At 42.2% G+C, this 23,263-nt stretch carries 19 protein-coding genes; 2 read left to right on the top strand and 17 right to left on the bottom strand.

Annotated elements, in window-relative coordinates:
- Positions 1 to 15 precede the first annotated feature (15 nt).
- Positions 16 to 1,485 carry a SulP family inorganic anion transporter gene (locus tag ACPF7I_RS05915; protein WP_430744287.1) on the bottom strand — a complete coding sequence of 490 codons (1,470 nt, stop codon included), beginning with the start codon at positions 1,483 to 1,485 and terminating at the stop codon, positions 16 to 18.
- A gap of 225 nt (positions 1,486 to 1,710) precedes the next feature.
- Here ACPF7I_RS05915 and ACPF7I_RS05910 point away from each other — a divergent pair, with 225 nt between their 5' ends.
- Entirely contained in the window at positions 1,711 to 2,127 is a 417-nt protein-coding gene (locus ACPF7I_RS05910) for a universal stress protein (protein ID WP_430744288.1), read from the top strand.
- Between the two features lie 177 nt (positions 2,128 to 2,304).
- On the opposite strand, the gene ACPF7I_RS05905 is transcribed toward ACPF7I_RS05910, so the two are convergent.
- Positions 2,305 to 3,309 carry a CapA family protein gene (locus ACPF7I_RS05905; protein WP_430744289.1) on the bottom strand — a complete coding sequence of 335 codons (1,005 nt, stop codon included), beginning with the start codon at positions 3,307 to 3,309 and terminating at the stop codon, positions 2,305 to 2,307.
- A gap of 88 nt (positions 3,310 to 3,397) precedes the next feature.
- Positions 3,398 to 4,642: a GntP family permease gene (locus tag ACPF7I_RS05900; protein ID WP_430745962.1), complete on the bottom strand. Its 1,245-nt coding sequence runs from the start codon at positions 4,640 to 4,642 to the stop codon at positions 3,398 to 3,400.
- A gap of 184 nt (positions 4,643 to 4,826) precedes the next feature.
- On the opposite strand from ACPF7I_RS05900, the gene ACPF7I_RS05895 reads away from it, so the two are divergent.
- The gene (locus ACPF7I_RS05895; protein ID WP_430744290.1) at positions 4,827 to 6,095 is read left to right on the top strand and encodes a methyl-accepting chemotaxis protein; all 1,269 of its coding nucleotides are present in this window, start codon (positions 4,827 to 4,829) and stop codon (positions 6,093 to 6,095) included.
- Between the two features lie 28 nt (positions 6,096 to 6,123).
- Here ACPF7I_RS05895 and putP read toward each other — a convergent pair whose 3' ends face one another.
- From putP to dapA, 14 genes are all read right to left on the bottom strand, one after another.
- Positions 6,124 to 7,581 (bottom strand): sodium/proline symporter PutP, encoded by a 1,458-nt coding sequence (putP, locus tag ACPF7I_RS05890; protein ID WP_430744291.1) that lies wholly within the window; start codon positions 7,579 to 7,581, stop codon positions 6,124 to 6,126.
- An 85-nt stretch (positions 7,582 to 7,666) separates the two neighbouring features.
- Positions 7,667 to 8,581, bottom strand: coding sequence for a proline dehydrogenase family protein (locus ACPF7I_RS05885; protein WP_430744292.1), 915 nt, complete (start codon positions 8,579 to 8,581; stop codon positions 7,667 to 7,669).
- Between the two features lie 14 nt (positions 8,582 to 8,595).
- A complete protein-coding gene (gene pruA, locus ACPF7I_RS05880; protein WP_430745963.1) occupies positions 8,596 to 10,149 on the bottom strand; it encodes an L-glutamate gamma-semialdehyde dehydrogenase in 1,554 nt (517 codons plus the stop codon).
- 92 nt (positions 10,150 to 10,241) lie between these two features.
- A complete protein-coding gene (locus ACPF7I_RS05875; protein WP_430744293.1) occupies positions 10,242 to 11,444 on the bottom strand; it encodes a PucR family transcriptional regulator in 1,203 nt (400 codons plus the stop codon).
- A gap of 81 nt (positions 11,445 to 11,525) precedes the next feature.
- A complete protein-coding gene (locus tag ACPF7I_RS05870; protein ID WP_043966516.1) occupies positions 11,526 to 12,479 on the bottom strand; it encodes an ABC transporter permease in 954 nt (317 codons plus the stop codon).
- Entirely contained in the window at positions 12,480 to 13,526 is a 1,047-nt protein-coding gene (locus ACPF7I_RS05865; protein ID WP_430744294.1) for an ABC transporter permease, read from the bottom strand.
- Positions 13,523 to 15,052: an ABC transporter ATP-binding protein gene (locus tag ACPF7I_RS05860; protein ID WP_043967723.1), complete on the bottom strand. Its 1,530-nt coding sequence runs from the start codon at positions 15,050 to 15,052 to the stop codon at positions 13,523 to 13,525. Before ACPF7I_RS05860 ends, ACPF7I_RS05865 begins: the two co-directional genes overlap by 4 nt.
- 119 nt (positions 15,053 to 15,171) lie before the next feature.
- A complete protein-coding gene (locus ACPF7I_RS05855; RefSeq protein WP_430744295.1) occupies positions 15,172 to 16,245 on the bottom strand; it encodes a BMP family lipoprotein in 1,074 nt (357 codons plus the stop codon).
- Between the two features lie 105 nt (positions 16,246 to 16,350).
- Entirely contained in the window at positions 16,351 to 17,076 is a 726-nt protein-coding gene (locus ACPF7I_RS05850) for a GntR family transcriptional regulator (RefSeq protein ID WP_430744296.1), read from the bottom strand.
- Between the two features lie 202 nt (positions 17,077 to 17,278).
- On the bottom strand, positions 17,279 to 19,519 hold the full coding sequence (locus ACPF7I_RS05845) for a DNA translocase FtsK (protein WP_430744297.1): 2,241 nt from the start codon (positions 19,517 to 19,519) through the stop codon (positions 17,279 to 17,281).
- 64 nt (positions 19,520 to 19,583) lie between these two features.
- Complete coding sequence (locus tag ACPF7I_RS05840; RefSeq protein WP_430744298.1) at positions 19,584 to 19,808, bottom strand: YlzJ-like family protein; 225 nt, start codon at positions 19,806 to 19,808, stop codon at positions 19,584 to 19,586.
- Complete coding sequence (locus tag ACPF7I_RS05835; protein ID WP_430745964.1) at positions 19,805 to 20,518, bottom strand: ClpP family protease; 714 nt, start codon at positions 20,516 to 20,518, stop codon at positions 19,805 to 19,807. The genes ACPF7I_RS05840 and ACPF7I_RS05835 overlap by 4 nt, the downstream gene beginning before the upstream one ends.
- 110 nt (positions 20,519 to 20,628) lie before the next feature.
- Positions 20,629 to 22,296: a ribonuclease J gene (locus ACPF7I_RS05830; protein WP_430744299.1), complete on the bottom strand. Its 1,668-nt coding sequence runs from the start codon at positions 22,294 to 22,296 to the stop codon at positions 20,629 to 20,631.
- A gap of 97 nt (positions 22,297 to 22,393) precedes the next feature.
- Positions 22,394 to 23,263 (bottom strand): 4-hydroxy-tetrahydrodipicolinate synthase, encoded by an 870-nt coding sequence (gene dapA, locus ACPF7I_RS05825; RefSeq protein WP_430744300.1) that lies wholly within the window; start codon positions 23,261 to 23,263, stop codon positions 22,394 to 22,396.

Raw genomic sequence — 23,263 nt, 5'->3', positions numbered from 1 at the left:
GCGATATGCTCGGTTTTAATGTCCAATCGTTTGTTCGAGCCCTCCTGGTTTGTTGTAGAGAGCAAGGCGATTGACAAGTGTTTCGCACGCTTCACTTAAGCCGATGACATTTGCTTCTACACCGCTTTGGTGCATTTTTATCACAACGCGATCGATCGCATGTACACCTGTTTCGTCTTTAATACGTGCTTTCGCCAAGTTAATGTTTACTTTTTTCACATCGTCATTGTAGTGAAACGCACGGACAAAGTCGTTCGCCGAGGCGAAAAAGAGCGTGCCTTCTACATCATATGTTGCGATGTCACCTTTTATCGTTTTCGTCACCTTCACTTTGGACATATCCGCAGCAAAAAATAACGCACTCAACATCATTCCAGCAATCACTCCGATCGCTAAGTTATGCGTGATTACCACTATGGCAACAGTAATAATCATGACGAAAGCATCTGCCTTTGGCACTTTAGCAAGTCGTTGTATCGAACCCCAATCAAACGTGCTGATCGATACCATGATCATAACAGCAACAAGCGCCGCAAGCGGAATCGTAACAACAATACGGTTAAACGCAACAATGAGCAGCATTAAAAACACACCAGCGACGAGGGAAGAAAAGCGACCTCGCCCACCTGATTTCACGTTAATAACCGATTGCCCAATCATCGCACATCCCGCCATGCCGCCAAAGAAACCGGCCACAATATTAGCGATTCCTTGACCGCGCGACTCTTTGTTTTTATCGCTTTCTGTATCCGTCAAATCGTCGACAATTTGCGCTGTTAAAAGGGATTCTATTAATCCAACAAGCGCAAGAGATAATGAATAAGGGAAAATAATCATGAGCGTTTCAAACGTCAATGGTACATTTGGAATCAAAAAGCTCGGCAACGTTGCAGAAATTGCTCCCATATCTCCTACCGTGCGCACATCTAATTTAGCCACGAAAGCAATCGTTGTAATGACGACAATCGCAACAAGCGGAGATGGGATAGCTGTTGTGATGCGCGGGAAAACGTAAATAATGAATAAACCGAGTGCCACAAGCGCATACATCATCCAAGATTCTCCTTGGAAATGTGGCAATTGAGCAGCAAAAATTAAAATGGCAAGCGCGTTAACAAATCCGATCATGACCGGACGAGGAATGAATTTTAATATATTCCCAACTTTCAGTAACCCTAAAACAATTTGAATGACACCTGTTAAAATTGTAGCTGCCAGCATATATTGTAAACCGTGCTCCGCTACTAAACGAACGAGAACAAGCGCCATCGCCCCGGTTGCTGCAGAAATCATCCCCGGCCTTCCGCCAACAAAAGCGGTGACGACCGCGATACAAAAAGAAGCGTACAAACCAACCATCGGATCGACACCTGCGATGATCGAGAATGCAATCGCCTCTGGAATAAGCGCAAGCGCAACGACAAGCCCCGCAAGTATATCTCCTCTAATATTTCCAAACCATTCTTCTTTCCAATGTTTAAACATACAACCCCTCTTTCTCTTTCATATATTGCTTCTTCCACAAAGAAGCGATCCCGTACACAACAAAGCGATTATACATAACATTGTTCACATGCTCAACCTTTTATGACGGCTCAAAAACATCTGTACATGCGTACATATCAACAAAGAAAGCGATACCAAAAAATTTTTTTGAAAAAGCTTTCATTAGACGATATAATAAACAAAAATAGTTGTGAGGTTGAACGAATGAAAAACATTTTACTTGCGTCAGATGGCTCTGAACATGCTTTACGTGCGACAAAAAAAGCAATAGAACTTTGTTCATACTTTCAAGAAGCGATAGTTACTGTTGTATATGTTATTAATACAACGACAGCGAAAACGGACGTATTGCTAGAAGGAAACATAGAAGAACGAGAAGCGATGCGTAAAAAACGTTTATCTTCAACTGAGGCGTTGTTGAAAGAAGCCAACATTCCGTACGAAATTCGTATGTTAAGAGGAGAACCAGGACCTGCTATTGTTGAGTTTGCAAACGCGCATTCCTTTGATCTCGTCATTGTCGGCAGTCGCGGATTAAATACGTTACAAGAAATGGTGTTAGGAAGCGTGAGCCATAAAGTCGCTAAGCGAGTAGAAGCACCCGTATTAATTGTAAAGTAAAAAAGTTCGGCGCCTGCCGAACTTTTTCACCCTCTTTTTCCCTTTATAGACCGCATCAACCATACAGCACCAAAAACAAATACAGCAAAAACTCCAAGCAATGTACCAAACATCACGAGTTGAAATACAATGTCCCCGATGTACATAAAATCACTCCCTTTCTTCTATCATATTTTTTTATTTTTCATATACGAGCCACGTTGGTTTGTTAATTTTTGCTGATAAATTGACGATTTTTTCTTTTACACGACTTGCTTCTTTTCCTTGAAGCGGAATCGGTTGATAGTTGTTTCGTGTCGTTACAGATGAAATGCGAAACGGAATGATACGAACGGTCGTTTTCGGCTGTTTTTTACCGTCAGCAAAATAAAATGTTTGTTGGTAAACGAACGTATCTTTATCGCTCGGATTTTTATTTCCTCCAAACATAAAATTGCCTAAGCTATAGACGATCATTTTCCCCTTGTATTGTTCGATTCCTTGAATGACATGCGGATGATGACCGACGACGAGATCCGCCCCGCTATCGATCGCAAATCTTCCGAGCGCTTTTTGTGTGTTGTTTGGCAAATAACTGCGCTCTTCTCCCCAATGAAAGTGAATGAGCACAAGTTGCGCCCCTTGTTTTCGCAATGTGCGAATATGATCGGTAATTTGCTGACGAAGTGCTTTCGTGTCACTCCAACCTTTATAACCGAGCGCGCCAATTTTTATCCCTTTTACTGTTTTCATTAGCAAAATTCCGTTCCCAAAATACCCGACATTGGCTCGTTTTAACGTAGCAATCGTATCCGTATACCCTTTTTGCCCATAGTCAAACGTATGATTGTTTGCCAGATTCACAGCATCGATGCCGGCGCGCGTTAAAATATGGACATAAGATGGATGGCCACGAAATCGAAATTTCTTTTCTGCTTTTTGCGTTGCTGTTGTGAGAGTCGTTTCCAAGTTGACGGTCGTAAAGTCATCGCTTTTCAAAATAGATTCAATGTGTTTCGTGAAAAAAGCAAGCCCGTTCTTTTTCGCTTCATCATCAAACGAGTACGCATAACCGTAATTTTCATCACGACCAAGGGTGACATCACCAGCCACGCTAAGCGTAACGCTCGTTTCCCCTTCTGCCCAAACTCGATTAGCAAATAAACAAAAGACAATACATATAGCTACGTATATTTTTCTCATTTCCCCCACTCCCCTCAACATGTACTATTCAACGTATGGGGTAAAAATCCTTTTTTTATTTTATTTGTTGATTATTTAGAACATTGTTTTATAAAAATACAACAAACGAAATTGTACATGTCACCGCTATAGTTAAACCAATGACTGTTTCGTATGGAAGTAATTTTAATCTCTCTTTCGTTGACATGTGAACGCTTGCGGCCGTCACATGAAAAAAACTACCGTGTGGTAAATGATCAAGCGTCGTTGCTCCGGCATGTATCATCGCTGCTCCAGCAAGCGGTGAAACACCCGCCTCAATAAGCGATCCACCAAAAACATGGCTCGCTACTGCTGTTCCTGCGGTTGTCGATGCTGTAATACCTGATAACAACGCACCAGCCAATGGGGCGATTGTATACGGCGAAAAACCGAACGACTGAAGCATATGCATAAAAGAATGATGTAGCGATGAGCTTGCGATCACACCGGCTAGCGCCCCTGTACCAATAAGCATGAAAATCACATCGCTCATCTTCTCTATCCCAATGCGCAAAAAATCGTTCAGCTCGCTCGTCTTTTTCATAGCTACCACACCAACGAGAGCACCAGTCGGCAATGCGATCAGCGGGTCAATATCGATACCAAAAAGAGGGCGCAACAATAAAAGAGCCATAGCTACAGCAGGGGCGACAATCGCTTTCGTCCAAGAAGGAGTTTCTTTTCGAACGATTTCAGCTTCCACCTTTTGCGTATTGTCTACGGACCATCGTTTTGTTATGTTGTACGTCACGAAAAGACCGATACAAGCAGGCACAATCCCGGCCATCATAAGGGAGGAAAGCGGCACATGAAACGCTTCTGCTGCGGCGATCGTGTTTGGATTCGGGGAAATGATATTCCCTGCTTTTCCCCCACCAATGAGCGCAAGTAATACTGCAAAACGCGAAAGAAAAAGCCGCTGAGCAATCGCAAGCGCAACAGGTGCAATCGTCATAATTGCTACGTCAACAAATATTCCACAAGCTGTTAGCACCATTGCTGTACAACATAACGCAAATAGCGCATACTTCTCCCCACATGCCCTCAATAGTTTTTCAGCAATTGCTATTGCAGCCCCCGACTGCATTAACACTCCTGCAAGCGCACCAGCAGCTAAAATGCGCAAAATAGAAGGGATCATTTCTTTCGCCCCATCCATCATGAGACGAACTGCCTCATCGACAGAAGCCCCGCCAAGTAAAGCACCAATAAACGCCCCACACATCATTCCATATGCGACCGGAACATTTCGTAAAATAAAAATCATAGCTAATAAAAATGCGACGATAGCTCCAAATGCGTTCACTTTTATCCACTCCAAACATACAATCTGTAAATATGTAAATTGTGTAATGATATAACTACTTTTTTGTAAATATATCACAAAAAACATAAATACTGTGTAAAAAATTCGAAAAAATACATACACATGTATTGTCAGACGTACACGCTTATAGTATTTTTGTAATAGTCTTTTTGAAGGGGTGACATATGTATTGTCAAGTGTAACAGGTCGTTTTTTACTTATTTCCATCGGAACAGGTATTGTCATGGGACTCGCTTTTCCGATCGTTGCTAGTTTTTTTACAGTATATAAACATCCATCATACGCCACATACTTTACACTTCTTTGCGTCGGAGCAGGTATCATCGTTGGACTCATTAGTTTTTTTGTCGGAAAGGTGACGTTAATTCGCGCAATGAAAGAAATGAACAAACAGTTTGAAACGATTGTACAGCGTGGAGATTTAACTGCTCGACTCACATTAAAAAGCAACGATGAAGTTGGCCGTATCGTCGCAAACTTTAACAGTGTGTTGGATATGCTAGCAACGATGATTTGGCGCATTCAGCACGAGGCTCACGAACTTGATAGAATCGTTTCCACCGTCTATAGTGATATTCGTCATTTAAGTGGTCATCTTGCACATATTTCATCGTCCACGAAAAACGTGTCTGGAAACGTCGAAGAAACTGCAGCGTTTGCTGAGCAAATGTCTGCAACATCAAAAGAAATCGAACACGCTGTTCAGCGAATGATTCATAAAATGAAAGAAGGCGAACAAAATGCCTCATCCATTCGCCAACAAGCGATCCATACAGATCACATCGTCACGTCATCATCAGAAAAAGCAAGTGAACTGTTAGCAGAAACGAAAAGAAAGCTAGAGAAAGCGATTGAGGCTTCACAAGTCATCACAGATATTGAACTATTTACAAATACAATTATGAATATCGCAAAACAAACAAATTTATTAGCACTCAACGCCTCTATTGAAGCTTCGCGCGTTGGAGAGCAAGGAAAAGGATTTGCAGTCGTTGCCGAGGAAATTCGTAAACTAGCTGAACAATCACAACAAGCAGTTGAAAATATTCAACACGTTGCCAAACAGTTAACATCCGCTGTAGAACAGCTGTCAACGAGCGCTTCAGCTACAATATCATACATCTCGACAGATGTTCAACGCGATTATGAACAAATGAAAACAGTGACAAAACAATATGAACAAACAGCTTCGTTTATTGAAGAGGTTGTTGCCCAATTTAGCCAAACAGCTACCGAATTAAATCGCGCTTTACATGAAATGATTACTTCCATTCATGAAGTATCTACAGCGACAGCAAACAGCGCCCAAGAAGTAAATGAATTATCTAGCCGATTAATTGAAACAAATGAAATTGTCGAGCAAATCGCAACATCCGCTTCAAAATCAGAACATATTTCAAACGAAATGAAACGAGCGATCCGACAGTTTTCAACGTAAAAAGGTGCCCTGTTCGGACACCTTTTTCTTATGATGAAATGGTACGTTTAAACGTATCAAATTGCTCTGTCACACGCTTTTCCGGTGTAGCTGTGAATAAGCTGACGATAATCACGGCAATGAAGCTAGCAATAAAGCCCGGCACCATTTCGTACATGACGCTTGCATATGAAGAGTTCGCCCAGACGATGACTGTCGTTGCTCCTGCAATCATTCCCGCAAGCGCCCCCCATTTTGTCATACGGCGCCAGTACAAACTTAATATAATCACAGGACCGAATGAAGCTCCAAATCCTGCCCATGCATAACCAACAAGATTTAAAATTGTATTATTTTGCTCGTACGCTAGCAACAAAGCAACAATCGATACAAGCAGGACGGATAAGCGACCGACAAATACAAGCTCTTTATCAGACGCTGAGCGACGGAATAAAATTTTATATAAATCTTCCGTTAGTGAACTAGATGTCACTAGCAATTGAGATGAAATTGTACTCATAATTGCCGCTAAAATCGCTGCAAGTAAAAATCCTGTAATCAGCGGATGGAATAAAATTTCCCCGAGTTTAATAAATACTGTTTCTGGGTCTTCTAACGTCATGCCTGCTTGTTTAAAGTAAGCGATTCCAAAAAGACCTGTTAACATCGCACCGACAGACGAAAAGATCATCCAGCCCATTCCGATGCGGCGCGCTTGTTTCATTTCTTTCACCGAGGAGATCGCCATAAAACGAACAATAATGTGCGGCTGTCCGAAATAACCGAGCCCCCAAGCAAATAAAGAAATGATGCCGACAACGCTTGTCCCTTTAAATAAATCGAGCAAATTCGGATCGATGTCGCGAATCGTTGTCGTCGTTTCCGCTAAGCCACCAATGTGCATTAGCGTTACAACAGGTACGAGAATAAGCGCAATAAACATAATGAGTCCTTGCACAAAGTCCGTCCAACTGACCGCTAAAAATCCCCCGAATAATGTGTACGCAACAACAACACCAGCGACAATCCATAATCCTGTATGATAATCTGTACCAAATGAATTTTTAAACATGACCCCACCAGAAACGAGACCTGAAGAAACGTAAAACGTAAAGAAAATCATAATGACGAATCCAGACACGAGACGCAACAACTTCGATGTATCACCGAAACGGTTTTCTAAAAACGACGGAATCGTAATCGAATCGTTCGCTACTTCTGTATATACTCGTAAACGTGGAGCAACGTATAACCAGTTCGCGTACGCTCCCAGAGCTAATCCGATGACAATCCATGAAGCGCTTACCCCTTGTGCATACATCGCTCCCGGCAATCCGAGCAACAACCAACCGCTCATATCCGATGCTCCCGCACTTAACGCGGTGACGGCTGGACCGAGCGTTCGTCCGCCTAACATATAATCAGACAAGTTCGATGTCCGTTTATATGCCCAATATCCGATGAATAACATCCCTACCATATACAAAACGACAGATGTAATAACCAAAACAATCTCCCCTTCCTTTGTTGTCTATAAAAACCCCTTTGTACGTATCATTATACTAAAATATGTTCACAATTTGTACAAAAAATTATTTTCCAAAAAAACCTTTTAATGCGAATGCGACGTTTTGTGGACGTTCTGCTAATCGGCGCATGAAATAGCCAAACCAATCATTTCCGAACGGAACATATACGCGCATTGTATAGCCTTCTTTTGCAAGCTGTTGTTGCATATCTGTCCGAAAGCCATATAACATTTGAAACTCAAATTGGTTGCGTGGAATATTATTTTCTTTAGCAAACTTTTTTACTTTTTCAATAATATGATGATCGTGTGTGGCAATCGCTGTATAACTTCCGCTCAATAAGTGAAGACGAATGATATTCATGTAGTTTTCATCAATTTGTTGTTTCTCTTGAAACGCCACTTCTGGCGGCTCTTTATACGCTCCTTTCACTAAACGAAGCGATACACCTTTTAAATCTTTTACATCTTGTTCCGCGCGATATAAATATGCTTGAATGACAGTTCCGACGTTGTCGTACGTGCGGCGTAGTTCGTGTAATACATCGAGCGTCGCTTGGCAATGCGCTGAATCTTCCATATCGATGCGCACGAAATTGTTGTACCGTTTCGCCGTTTCAACAATTTGACGCATATTGTTTAAGCAAAAATCAAAGTCAATATCAAGCCCAAGCTGTGTCAATTTGACAGACAAGTTGCTTTGAACTCCTGCGCGATGAATAGCTTCTAACGTACGGATGTTATATTTTGTCGCTTCAATGGCTTCTTCGCGACTTGAAACGAACTCTCCTAAATGATCGAGCGTACAAACGAGCCCTTTTTCATTTAGTTCACGCACTTTTTTGATAGCGCTTTCAATCGTTTCCCCCGCAACGACTTGGGACGCTCCAAAACGGAGCCCCCATTTTTTCGCTGCTTGATTTAACATTTTACTTTGTGACGCATACAAAAAGATGTTTTTCGATAGTTGTGCAAGCATGGCCATTCCCCCTTTTAAAACATTTCACTGACTGTTTTTGCTTGCATATGAAGCAATAAATAGTCTGGACCACCTGCTTTAGAATCTGTTCCTGACATGTTGAACCCACCAAATGGATGGTACCCAACAATTGCTCCTGTGCAGCCGCGATTGAAGTATAAGTTTCCAACATGAAACTCCTCGCGCGCTTTTTCTAAATGAGCACGATTGTTTGAAATGACCGCCCCTGTTAATCCGTAATCTGTATTATTCGCCACTTCAAGCGCTTCATCAAACGTACGCACTTTCGTAAACGCAACGACTGGACCGAAAATTTCTTCTTGCATGATGCGCGCAGTTGGTGCGACGTCAGCAAAAATGGTTGGCTGAATAAAAAATCCTGTCGCGTCGTCACCTTCTCCACCTGTTACGAGTTTCCCCTCTTGTTTTCCAATTTCAATGTAGTTCATAATTTTATTGTACGACGCTTGATCGATGACAGGTCCCATGAATGTACTTTGCTCTTCAGGGTCGCCTACTTTTAATTGTTTCGTTAACGTAACGACACGGTGAAGCACTTCGTCATATACATTTTCTAACACGATGGCACGCGAGCATGCCGAACATTTTTGTCCTGAAAAACCGAATGCGGAAGCAACGATCGATTGCGCTGCTAATTCAAGATCCGCATCTTCATCAACGATGATCGCATCTTTTCCTCCCATTTCTGCGATGACTCGTTTCAACCATTTTTGTCCTGGTTGAACGATCGCTGCCCGTTCATAAATGCGACAGCCAACAGCACGCGATCCAGTAAACGAAATAAAGCGCGTTTTTGGATGTTCAACAATATATTCTCCAACTTCTGCTTCGCCGCCTGGTAAATAGTTTAATACACCTGCAGGAAGACCTGCTTCTTCCATTAGCTCGACAAATTTCGCAGCAACAATTGGTGCGCGATCAGATGGTCGCAAAATGACCGTGTTTCCTGTCACAATGGCAGCCACCGTCGTTCCTGCCATAATCGCAAGCGGGAAGTTAAACGGAGAAATGATAAGTCCGACACCGAGCGGAACATAAAAGAAGCGATTTGCCTCTCCCGGACGGCTTAATACCGGAACACCTTCCGCAAGCTTCATCATTTGTCGGCCATAATACTCTAAAAAGTCAATTGCTTCCGCTGTGTCAGCATCTGCCTCTTTCCACGGTTTGCCGACTTCTTTTACGAGCCATGCCGAAAATTCATGTTTTCTTCTTCTTAACATTGCGGCTGCACGAAACAATACGTCCGCACGCGCTTGAGGTGATACGCGCTTCCACGTCTCAAATGCGGAAAGCGCCGCTTGCATCGCTTCATCAGCAAGCGCTTTTGTCGCCTTTGAGACGACACCAACGACTTGTTGTTTATTCGCCGGATTGATCGACACGACTTTTTCTTCCGTGACGATTCGTTTTCCTCCGATAATCAGTGGATATTCTTTTCCAAGCTGCCCTTCAACATGCGCAAGTGCTTGACGAAAAGCATCCGTTTCTTGTTGGCATGCAAAGTTTGTAAATGGTTCATGTTTGTACTCTACAGTCACATGCATCGATCCTTTCACGATTTTGTCACATATTCTACGATTCATTATAATTTATACTTTCTGAAAATTGTTTGTCGTCAATATATAATCATTTCTGCTTATTTTTGTTGCTCATCCACAATACTTTCCTTATATTTGTATAAAAGGAGATCGATATATAACATCATTCGTTGTTCAAAATCGTGCAGCGGAAGAGTCGTGATCGACTGCATGCGCTTTAGTCGATAATGTAACGTATTCGGATGAATGTATAAACTTTCAGCTGTTTGTTTCATATTGCAGTCGTGCTGAATGTATGCACGAAGCGTATGTAAAAAATCGGTTCTATGTTGTTCATCGTGCTTTTTTAGTTTCATAATCGCTTCGTTTTTATAACTACGCTGTTTATACTGTTCGTATATGAATGGAACGATGCGATAAATACCTAAATCGCCATAAGCATGCGGTAAAGGCTCATCCATGTGCCTTTTCAAATGAATGACTTCCATCGCCTCTTTATAACTGTCGCGCAGTTTTTGCAGCCCGTTATATTCATTGCCAATACCAACGAGTACATCGTCATCCATTCGGCAATGAAAATCTTGTTGCAATTTTGTGATCATCATGTTCACTACATCGATCGGGCGTTGCGTCGGTGTTTCCCCAACAATAAGCAAAAACGGATGATCGTGATGAATAAAAAAGATTGGGGCATGTGTTGCTTTTGTTATCCATGTCATATATTTTCGGATGTCATCTTTTCTACTGTCGTTTTCAACATAAAAAACAACAACAGCAAATCGTGAAGGAAACGTTGCCCCAAGCAACTGTAGTTCCATTTGAACGTCTCGTTCGCTCATATCACGGTATTGAATAAAGCGAAGAAAAAGGTCATGAACTTCTTCTTGACGCTTGTATCTCTTTACCATTTGCTCATGTAACATTTGAGCGGCCTCTTTTGCTACTTCTTCGATGCGTCTCCGTTGCTCGTCTGTTAAATCGTGAAACGCGGCTTGTACCCAAAGATAGCCATATACTTTCCCAGCATGTTTTAAGCAAACGACAGCGCGTGCGCCAAGATCAATCTCATGAAGTGGAGGAATGCCAACGACTCCGTTTGCTTGTTCAATTTTTTGCATCCACCCATGTTCATGCAAATAATGAAAAACGTGAGCGGATGCTCGTTTGCTTAAAATGGTGCGCATGCGCACTTCATCCGTTTCATCGTGATGGCCGCTATATGCAAGCAATTCAAAATCGCGCGATTCAATCGTTACGGGACGTTGCAGTTCAAAAAATAATTGATCAACTAATTTATGCAATAAAATCCCCTCCTTGTTCTTATTATGCGTGATCAAAAGCGTGAAAAAAAGACTTCGGGCTGTCCCGAAGTCTTTTTCCAATTAACGTTTTCCTTTTACGTACGGCGTACCGAGCGCTTTTGGCGCATCTGCACGTCCGATAAATCCAGTTAACGCTAAAATGGTTAAAGCATATGGCAAAATGAGCAAGTAAACGGTTGGTACGTTTTTCAAAAACGGAATCGCCTGTCCAACGATGCTTAAACTTTGCGCAAATCCGAAGAAAAGCGCTGCTCCCATCGCACCAAGCGGATGCCATTTTCCGAAAATCATCGCCGCAAGCGCCATAAACCCTTGTCCAGAAATTGTCGCATGGCTAAAATCACGCGAAATGATCGTTGCATAAATCGAACCGCCAATTCCTGCGAGCGCACCACTTAACATGACTGCGATGTACCGCATTTTTGCAACGTTAATTCCCATCGTATCCGCCGCCATCGGATGTTCCCCAACAGCACGAAGACGAAGCCCAAACGGTGTTTTGTAAATGACGTACCATACGACAAACGCTAATACAATCGCTAAGTAAGATGGTACATATCCGTTCGAAAATAAAATTGGACCGAGAACAGGAATTTTGCTTAAAATTGGAATGTCGATTTTATCAAAACCAACTTGCACTTGGTCTGTTTGACCTTTTCCATACCACATTTTCACAAGAAACAACGATAATCCTAACGCTAAAAAGTTGATCGCCACCCCGCTAACGACTTGGTCCGCGCGAAGTGAAATAGCCGCAACCGCATGCATAAGCGAGAAAATCGAAGCGACAACCATCGCGACAACCATCGCGAGCCATGGTGTGAATTCACCAAATTGATCGGCAAACGTTAAGTTAAACACGACACCGGTAAATGCACCGATGACCATCAATCCTTCTAATCCGATATTGACAACGCCTGAACGTTCACTAAATACGCCACCAAGCGCCGTAAAAATAAGAGGTGCCGCAAAGAAAATCGCGGAAGGAATAATAATTTCAAGAATGTGTAACATTTATTTTCCCTCCTTTTTGAAGCGCGTAAGCACGAGACGAATTAAGTAGCTTGAAGCAACGAAGAAAATAATCAACGCAATGACGATGTCAACAAGTTCTGTTGGCACGTCGGCTGCTGATGGCATTTCAAGCGCTCCAACTTTTAACGCTCCAAATAAGATCGCTGCTAAAATAATTCCGAATGCGTTATTTCCACCAAGGAGGGCAACCGCAATTCCATCGAATCCGACTCCGGTAAATCCAGCTTTGACAGAGACGTTTTCAAACGTTCCTAGCCCTTCCATCGCACCTGCAATACCTGCAAATGCTCCTGAAATGACCATCGCTAATATAATATTGCGGTTGACATTCATCCCTGCATAATGAGACGCATGTTGGTTAAAACCGACGGCACGAAGTTCATACCCTGTCGTCGTTTTTTCAAGCAAGAACCACATGACAACAGCCGCAATTAACGAAATAATAATACCGTAATGAAGCGTGGAGTAATCAGTTAAAGACTGTAAAAACTCTGAACGTAACGATGCTGATGGATGAATCTTTTCCGATTTAAAACCTTGATCGGATAAAACAGAACGAATGACCGCATTCGATACGTATAGCGCAATATAGTTCATCATAATCGTCACAATGACTTCATGGACGCGGAAACGTGCTTTTAAAAAGCCAGGAATAAATCCCCAAAGCGCACCTGCAAGCGCTGCCGCAACAATTGCTAACGGCAAATGAATGACCTTTGGAAGTTCAAAGGAAACGCCGACCCAAACGGCTGCAAGCCAACCAACGATGAGTTGCCCTTCTACCCCAATGTTAAATAACCCTGTACGAAACGCAAAGGCAACCGCTAACCCCGCTAAAATATATGGTGTCACTTGACGAATCGTTTCCCCAATATAATATCGATCACCGAAAGCCCCATACAATAAAGCAGAATATCCGGCAATTGGGTCATAACCGCTCACGATCATGACAATGGCGCCTGCAATAATTCCAAGAATAACTGCAAAAACAGGGACGAGAATGTTCGTTAAACGATTTTCACTCATGATGATACACCTGCTTCCTTCCTTTTGCTTCCTGCCATCAACAAGCCAAGCTCTTGTTCTGTCGTTTCTTTCGGATCGACAATGGCTACAATTTTTCCTTCATAAATAACGGCAATGCGATCGCTGACGTTCATAATTTCATCTAATTCGAATGAAACGAGCAATACCGCTTTTCCTTTATCGCGCTGTTCAATGAGACGTTTATGAATGAATTCGATCGCTCCAACGTCAAGTCCGCGTGTCGGTTGCGCAGCAATGAGTAAATCTGGGTCGCGGTCTACCTCGCGTCCGATAATCGCTTTTTGTTGGTTGCCCCCAGATAAAGCCCGCGCTTTCGTATATTCGTCTGGCGTACGAACGTCAAATTCTTGAATAAGCTGACGTGCTTTATCGTAAATCGCTTTAAAGTTTAAAATGCCGCGTTTTGAGTACGGCTCTTTATAATACGTTTGGAGCACCATGTTTTCCCCAATTGGGAAGTCTAGCACAAGACCATGTTTATGTCGGTCTTGTGGGATATGGCCTACACCCGTTTCTGTAATTTGTCTAGGTGTTAAATTGCGAATCTCTTTTCCATTTAAACGAATGGAACCTGATTCTGACTTCATTAAACCGGTAATCGCTTCAATTAACTCCGTCTGTCCGTTTCCGTCTACCCCTGCGATTCCGACAATTTCTCCAGCATGAACAGTTAAATGTAAATGGTCGACTGCCGTAATGCCACGTGAGTCTTTCACGACTAAATCTTCAATTTCAAGGACAGGTTTCCCGACTTTCGGAGGTTGTTTTTCTGTTTTGAAATGCACTTCACGTCCAACCATGAGTGCAGCGAGTTCGTTCGGATTTGTTTCCGATACGTTTAATGTGCCGATGCCTTTCCCGCGTCGAATGACGGTCACGCGATCGCACACTTCCATAATTTCTTTTAATTTGTGCGTAATTAAAATAATCGATTTTCCTTCACGTACAAGCGCTTTCATAATTTGGATAAGTTCTTGAATTTCTTGTGGCGTTAACACTGCTGTTGGTTCGTCAAAAATTAAAATATCTGCCCCACGATATAACGTTTTTAAAATTTCTACACGTTGCTGCATCCCGACAGAAATATCTGCAATTTTCGCTTTCGGATCAACAGCCAAACCGTAACGTTCGGACAGTTCGCGCACTTCCTTTTCTGCGCGCTCAATATCGATTTGCCCACCTTTTTTCGGTTCGCTTCCTAAAATGATGTTTTCCGTTACTGTAAATGTATCAACGAGCATAAAGTGTTGATGCACCATTCCGATCCCTAAGTCGTTGGCGACGTTCGGATTGGCGATATTTACTTTTTTCCCTTTGACACGAATTTCCCCGCCGTCCGGCTGATATAAACCGAATAGTACGTTCATTAACGTCGACTTTCCCGCGCCGTTTTCACCTAATAGCGCATGAATTTCCCCTTTTTTCAGTTGCAACGTAATGTTATCGTTTGCCACAAAATTCCCAAAAACTTTGCGGATATTTAGCATCTCAATTACGTATTCCAAACGTGATCCACTCCTTATGTGAGCTTGTTAAAATCACTAAATGAAAAGCTGCAACATGTTGCAACCCTTCATTTAGTGGTTCTCCGAAGAAACGCATTCTTCGGAGAACAGTTATTTGCTTACTTCAACTCAGCGCGAGTTGTAGGTACTTTCACTTCGCCGTTAATAATTTTTTGTTTCCACTCATCCACTTTTTTCAATACGTCTTCAGGAACGTTGTTTTTCGTTGTTGGCGCAATGCCTACACCATCTTCTTTTAAGCCGTACTCTACAGCTTGACCACCAGGGAAGTTGCCGTTTTTCGTTTTTGTTGCTAAGTCGTATACTGCAACGTCAACACGTTTTACCATTGATGTTAATGTTACGCTTTTATCTGTTCCAGGCACTTTTCCTTCTTCGTATTGGTCGCGGTCAACACCGATAACCCAAATTTCTTTGTTCGGATCTTGTTTTTTCAAGTCAATTGCTTCAGAAAATACACCGTTTCCTGTCGCCCCAGCTGCGTGATAAATGATGTCAATGCCAGAAGCGTACATGCTTGAAGCAATTGCTTTTCCTTTATCGGCTTTATCAAACGCACCTGCATATTGCACTTCCACTGTCGCATTTGGGTTTACCGCTTTTACACCTGCGATGAAGCCGCTTTCGAATTTTTCAATTAACGGAATTTCCATACCGCCAACGAAACCGATTTTATTCGTTTTTGTCATTAAACCAGCGACAACACCGACAAGGAATGATCCTTCATGCTCCTTAAATGTAATGCTTGCGACATTCGGTTTTTCAACAACGCTGTCGACGATCGCAAATTTATTGTCTGGTTTTTGTTCTGCAATTTCTGTGATGGCATCTGTCATTAAAAAGCCGATACCGTAAATGAGGTCGAAGTCGTTACGTACAAGTTTATTTAAGTTTGTTGCATAATCTGCATCGCTTTGTGACTGTAAATAGTCATAGCCACCTTTTCCTTTTTTCAATCCGTTTTCTTCACCAAATTTTTGCAACCCTTCCCATGCTGATTGGTTGAACGACTTATCATCAATTCCACCAACGTCTGTCACCATCGCTACGCTAAACTCAGACGCTTTTCCTTCTTCCGTTTTCGTTTCTTCTTTCGCTTGACCGCAGCCGCCAAGAAGCATGCCGGCAGTTAGTAATAAAGACATGGATAGTCCAAAACGCTTTTTCTTCATCAATCATTACCCCCTCAAATGAAATATGGATTAGTAAAAAGTGAAATGCAAAATAACCTTCTCCCTCCAACGTCACCTCCTTAATAGGATAAGTATGTTTATAAGCTACACGCGTTTTCTTAACACGTGGAAACTAAACTTATCTGATTTGAAGTAGTCGATTGAGTATAAAATCGGTTCGTCATTTTCGTCAAAATGCATTTGCTTTAAAACTAAAAGCGCTGTTTCCGGCTCGCATTGTAAAATCGGTGACACTTTTTCGTGATAGCCGAGCGGCTCAATGTGTGTAACCGCATACGCGATATACCGATTCGCTTCATTATGTAATATTTCTAATAACGACTCATTTTCATAAGCAATTCCTTTAGGTAAATATTTACAAGGAACTTTATCAATACAATATACGACCGGTTCGTTATTTGCTGTTCGCACCCGCTCAACAACAAGTAAATCTTCCTCTTTATGACATTGAAAGCGCTTTATATCATCTTCAGTCGGTTTTTGAATAGAAGAAGATAAAAAAATCGTTCCCGGTTTACGCCCGGCTTGGCGAATCATCTCCGTCACGCTACTTAGTTGTTCAATACCTGAGGTAAACATTGGGCGGGAGCTAACGAACGTCCCGACACCGTGGCGGCGGATGATGACATTTTCTTCTTCTAATACGCGTAATGCTTCACGCAATGTCGCTCGGCTCACTCCTAATTGTTTTGCCAATTCAAATTCAGAAGGGAGTTTTTCCTTTTCCTTATATACCCCTTTTTCAATATCTTTTTTAATACGATCAATGACTTGTAAATATAAGTGTCGATGATCAGATTTAACAGACATTCACCATCCCCCACCTTAGATATCAGACATCTGATGTTAGACAAATTTCTTACTAATAATATAACATTTTTTCACCTATAAATAAATAGCGAATAAAAAAAATGTCGAAAAAAGTCGTATGAAATCATATGTAAGCGATTTTAATAATATATCATTATTATGCCCCATTTATACAAAAAAAGAGGCTTACTTTTAGCCTCTTTCATGACGTTTTTACTTGATCGTTTGACGATACAAGCACCGCGCGCGGTTTACTTCCTTCATAAGGTCCAACAATGCCGCGAGCTTCCATCGCATCAATTAAACGTGCTGCCCGGTTATAACCGATACGAAATCGTCGCTGCAACATCGAAACAGATGCACTTTGCATATCAATGACGAGCTGAACCGCTTCATCAAACAACTCATCATCAAACGCTTCTGTCGGTTCATCATCTTGCGCCATCATCGCCTCTTCGTATTGCGCTTGTTGTTGCGAAATGACATATTGTACGACCGCTTCTACTTCTTGATCGGACACAAAAGCCCCTTGAACACGAACAGGTTTAGACGCACCGACAGGTAAAAAGAGCATGTCACCTCGCCCAAGCAATTTTTCAGCTCCACCCATGTCTAAAATCGTTCGGGAGTCCGTTTGTGATGATACACTAAATGCGATGCGAGACGGAATATTTGCTTTAATGACGCCTGTAATGACATCAACAGATGGACGCTGCGTGGCGATAATTAAATGAATGCCTGCTGCGCGCGCCATTTGAGCAAGACGAGTGATGGAATCTTCTACATCGCTTGAAGCAACCATCATTAAATCGGCTAGTTCGTCAACGATGACGACAATGTAAGGTAAAAGCGGTTGCTTGACTTCTGCTGTTTCATTATGACGCTCGATATATTCGTTATATCCTTCAATATTGCGCGTGCCCGTATGCGAAAAGAGCTCATATCGCCGCTCCATTTCGCTCACGACTTTTTTTAACGCTTGAGACGCTTTTTTCGGATCGGTTACGACCGGAGAAAGCAAATGCGGAATACCGTTATATACACTTAACTCAACCATTTTCGGATCAATCATCATCATTTTCACTTCATGCGGTTTCGTACGCATAAGCAAACTAACGATAATGGCGTTAATACATACGCTTTTCCCGCTTCCCGTCGCACCAGCAACAAGCAAATGAGGCATTTTATTTAGTTCAGCAAGCACCGCTTGTCCCGATATGTCACGTCCAAGCCCAATTAACAGTTTCGCCTCTCGTTTATCGGCTTCTTTCGCCTCTAATACTTCGCGTAAAGAAACCATTGCAATTTCTTCATTCGGCACTTCAATACCGATCGCTGACTTCCCGGGAATCGGTGCTTCAATGCGAATGTCTTTTGCCGCTAGGGCAAGCGCTAAATCATCGCTTAAACTAACGATTTTACTTACTTTTACACCGACATCTGGATATACTTCATATCTTGTGACAGCTGGACCGATATGCACTTTTGTTACCTTTGCCTTTACACCGAAGCTTTGGAACGTTTTCTCTAGCTTGCGGGCATTTTCATAAATACTTTCTTTTTCCCGCGATTGATCAACCGCCCTTGGAGGAGAAAGTAAATCAATGGGCGGCAACGCGTAATCTGTTTCATGTGTTTGCGTAAATACGATCGGCTTTTCTTCTTCCGCTCCTTCATTGAAGTTAGAAATGACAGGACCTTCCACGACGATCGTTTCGTCCTCCTCTTCCTCTTTCTCTTTTTCCTCCAGCGCTGTCACTACTTCAATATGTGGCTGCTGTTGCTTTTCTTTTTTCGGACGATTGAAAAATGAACGAACATCGGTGATTACCGCTTTCGTTTGCGTCCGCATAAATGAAACAAACCATTCAATTCCTTTTCCTGCTGTATCACGCAACGTTTTTCCTGTTAAAAGCAACACGCCAAGTATCATCAACAGCGAAGCAATCCATTTTGTTCCTAATTGATCAAATAAATAATAGCTAATTGTGTACAATAAAGCGCCAAGCATACCTCCGCCTAAATCAGAAAAAGTACCATTTTCCCCGCGCACATTTTTCCAAAATAACTCCCACGTCGTTTGAATAATGCTCGGGTTCACCAATTTTCCATTTCTCGATAAAATATGAAATAGCGCTTCGTGACTAAACAACAATAACGAAAGAATGATCAAGTACAATCCAACGAGAACGCGTTGAAAAAACGGAGGCCATGCCCTTTTCCAAATCACGTATAGCGATACAACAAGCGCCCCTAATAGTGCAATGATATACCACTCTCCCATAAAAAAGCGGGTGGCAAAAACGAGTGAACGTCCGACAGCTCCGACGTTTGCCATCGCAATGACTGTGCATGCTAGCATCGTCAATCCGATGAATTCAAAACGCAATGTTTTTTTCCATTGATCTTGTTTGTTTGTGCGACGCTTATTTTTCTTTCCCATTTCGCCCACTCCAACATATAAGGTGAAAAAGCAGCCAACAGTGAAGCGTGGCTGCTTGTTCTTATTATACCATAAATTGTAGTGATGTCGCATAAAGTTTTGTGCCTGGTTCATACGTTAAATAATGTTGCGGATCGCTGCTTAACACCCGCACAATTTCATACTCATTTGTTTCTGTTTGTTGCACAAGTAAAGACACCCCGTTATATTGGACCGCCCGTTGTTTTTTATACTCAGCCTCATTCGTTTGAAAAACGATAAATTCTGGAACGATCGTATGTAAAATCATTGTAACATCGCCCCTTGTTGCTTAGAATGATCAATGAATTCGCGCAATTTGCGCATCGCTTGCGATAGCCCTCCGACCTCGTCAATTAAACCGTACTTTACCGCATCTGTTCCCACCACATTCGTTCCGATATCGCGTGTTAAATTTCCCTTAGAAAACATGAGCTCTTTAAATTTTTCTTCACTAATGTTTGAATGTTTCACGACAAAATTGATGACGCGCTCTTGCATTTTATCTAAATACTCAAACGTTTGCGGGACGCCGATGACAAGACCCGTCAAACGAATCGGATGAATCGTCATCGTCGCCGTTTCTGCAATAAACGAATAGTCGCACGAAACCGCAATCGGCACACCAATCGAATGTCCTCCACCAAGCACAATCGAAACGGTCGGCTTAGACATCGATGCTAACATTTCTGCAATGGCTAGCCCGGCCTCAACATCTCCCCCAACTGTATTCAATACGACAAGCAATCCTTCAATATTCGGATTTTGTTCGATTGCTACAATTTGCGGAATAATGTGTTCATATTTTGTCGTTTTGTTTTGCGGTGGTAATTGAATATGTCCTTCAATTTGTCCAACAATCGTTAAACAATGGATCGTTGAATCGGAAGAAAGCTGTGGGACATTTGTTTGACCGAGCTGAACAATATTTTCAGTCGGAGATGGTTTTGTTTCCTCTTGAGGTACATCTCGTTCTTCCATCATAATCCCCTTTCTGTTACATGATGTCGTTAGTATACGTGAACATCGTCTTGTTCATACAAAAAACACCTGCGAAATGCAGGTGTTTTCTTGACTTTGAGCATGTTGTTTTACACTTCCATAATAATTGGTAAAATCATCGGTTTTCGTTTTGTTTTCTCAAATAAATATTGGCTCAATGCATCGCGAATGTTTGTCTTTAATGAAGACCATTCAACAACATAATCTTCCATACTTTTTTCGACAATTTCTTTTACAATTTTAACAGATTCTTCTAAAAGTATTTCTGATTCACGTACGTATACAAAACCGCGGGAAATCATTTCTGGACCGGCAACGATGCGCTTATCTTGTTTACTTAATGTAACAACAACAATCATAATTCCGTCTTGTGAAAGTAAGCGGCGATCACGCAACACGATATTTCCTACATCGCCAACACCTAATCCATCAATTAAAATTTGACCGCTCGGCACTTTTCCACCAAAACGGGCGTGACCGTTACGAAACTCGATCACTTCCCCTTTTTCAATTAGGAAGATCGCATCTTGGCGAATGCCGACAGCTTGAGCAATTTTCCCGTGCGCCTTTTGCATGCGAAACTCTCCGTGTACCGGAATAAAATATTTCGGCTTCATGAAATTAATCATTAACTTTAATTCTTCTTGGTATCCGTGTCCAGACACATGCACTTGACGTTGACCGTACACAACATTCGCTCCTGCACGGTATAAGGCATCAATCGTTCGAGCAATAAACAATTCATGTCCCGGCATTGGAGAAGAAGCGACGATAACCGTGTCTCCTTCTTTAATATTGATGTATTTGTGCGCCTGTTTCGCCATTCGTGCGAGTGCCGCCATCGGCTCGCCTTGGTTTCCTGTCGTTAAAATGACTAAATCGCGATCATTGTAGCGACCTACTTCGTTCATCGGAATGATCATATTTTCATCAAACTTCAAATACCCTAGACGCACAGCAATATCAATTACCTTATGCATATGCCGGCTCATAATAACGACTTTTCGTCTATGATCGCGTGCAGCATTTAACACTTGTTGAATGCGCGTAATGTTTGATGCAAAACAAGCAACGATAATGCGTCCATCTGCATTGTAAATCACATCGGAAATTTCTTGTCCGACAACCGCTTCAGAACCCGTATATCCCGGTTTTTCCGCATTCGTGCTATCGGATAGTAAACAAAGCACACCTTGCGCTCCGATTTGTGCCATTTTACCGAAATCAGTACGACATATGCCAACAGGCGTTTGATCAAATTTAAAATCGCTCGTATATACAATGGCACCTTGTGACGTATGAATGCTTACACCAAGGCAATCTGGAATGCTATGGTTTGTTTGAAAAAACGATACGACAGCCTTATCAAATACAATTTCACTATCAGCGTTTATTTCGATGCGCTTTGCTTTCGATGTAATCCCTTGCTCTTTTAATTTTTCTTCCACGAGCGCAAGCGTCAATTTTGCTCCGTACACAGGTACAGTAATTTTTCGTAACACGTACGCAATTGCTCCAATATGATCATCATGGCCGTGCGTTAAAAAAATGCCGCGAATGCGCTCTTGTTGCTCCACTAAATACGTAATATCAGGAATGACCATATCAATGCCGAACATTTCGTCCTCTGGAAACATTAGTCCTGCATCTAAAACAAAAATGTCTTCATCCACCTCGACGACATACATATTTTTTCCTACCTCTCCCACGCCGCCGAGGGAAAATACACGAATTTTCTCTGCTTGTTTCATCTTCAAAGCCTCCTACAGTCAAACAAACTCACCCGCTCAAAGTCACTTACATCCATTATAACTGATTCAACAATAAAAAAGAAAGGGATGAATTCCCTTTCTTTTAACCTTGTAACACATGCATGAGCTGCAAACGTTCTTGCTCAGTTAGTGGCACAAGCGGAAGACGGACTGAACCGACATCTAACCCTTTCATTTGTAAAGCCGTTTTTACGGGAACAGGGCTTGGAGCAGCAAATAGCGCTTTCATGATCGGCAACAGCCGCTGATGTAGCGTTGCCGCTTCCTCATTGTCTCCGCGCATAAAGGCTTGAATCATTTCTTTCATTTCGTTTCCGATAATGTGCGAGGCGACGGAAACGACACCGCTTCCCCCAATAGCTAATACAGGAAGTGTCAATCCGTCATCTCCGCTATACAACATAAAATCGTCACGCGTTTTTGCGATGATTTCTGTCATCGCGTCTAAATTGCCGCTTGCGTCTTTCACAGCGACAACGTTTGGAATTTGCGAGAGGCGGACAATCGTTTCAACAGAAATATTCACAACCGCCCGTCCCGGAATGTTATACACCATCACAGGCAATGACGTGCTCTCTGCAATGGCTTTATAATGTTGATAAATTCCTTCTTGATTCGGCTTATTGTAATAAGGTGCAACGATCATGACCGCATCGACACCAATTTCTTCTGCCTTTTTCGTCAATTCAATCGATGCCCGTGTGTTATTGCTTCCTGTTCCAGCAATGACTGGCACACGTCCGTCAACAACTTCGACCACGTGGCGGAAAAGCGCCAATTTTTCCTCCGTCGTCAACGTCGGAGATTCTCCAGTCGTTCCAGCAACAACGAGTGAATCCGTGCCGTTTTCAATTAAATAATTCACTAATTGCGTCGTTTTCGCAAAATCGATGTTCCCTTTATTGTCAAATGGGGTAACCATTGCTGTGGCAATTTGACCAAATTGAACCAC

This window comes from Anoxybacillus dikiliensis, assembly GCF_050613275.1.
GTDB lineage: Bacteria > Bacillota > Bacilli > Bacillales > Anoxybacillaceae > Anoxybacillus.
The sequence above is the reverse complement of the archived record's forward strand: the minus strand, read 5'-3'. Positions and strand labels throughout refer to the sequence as shown.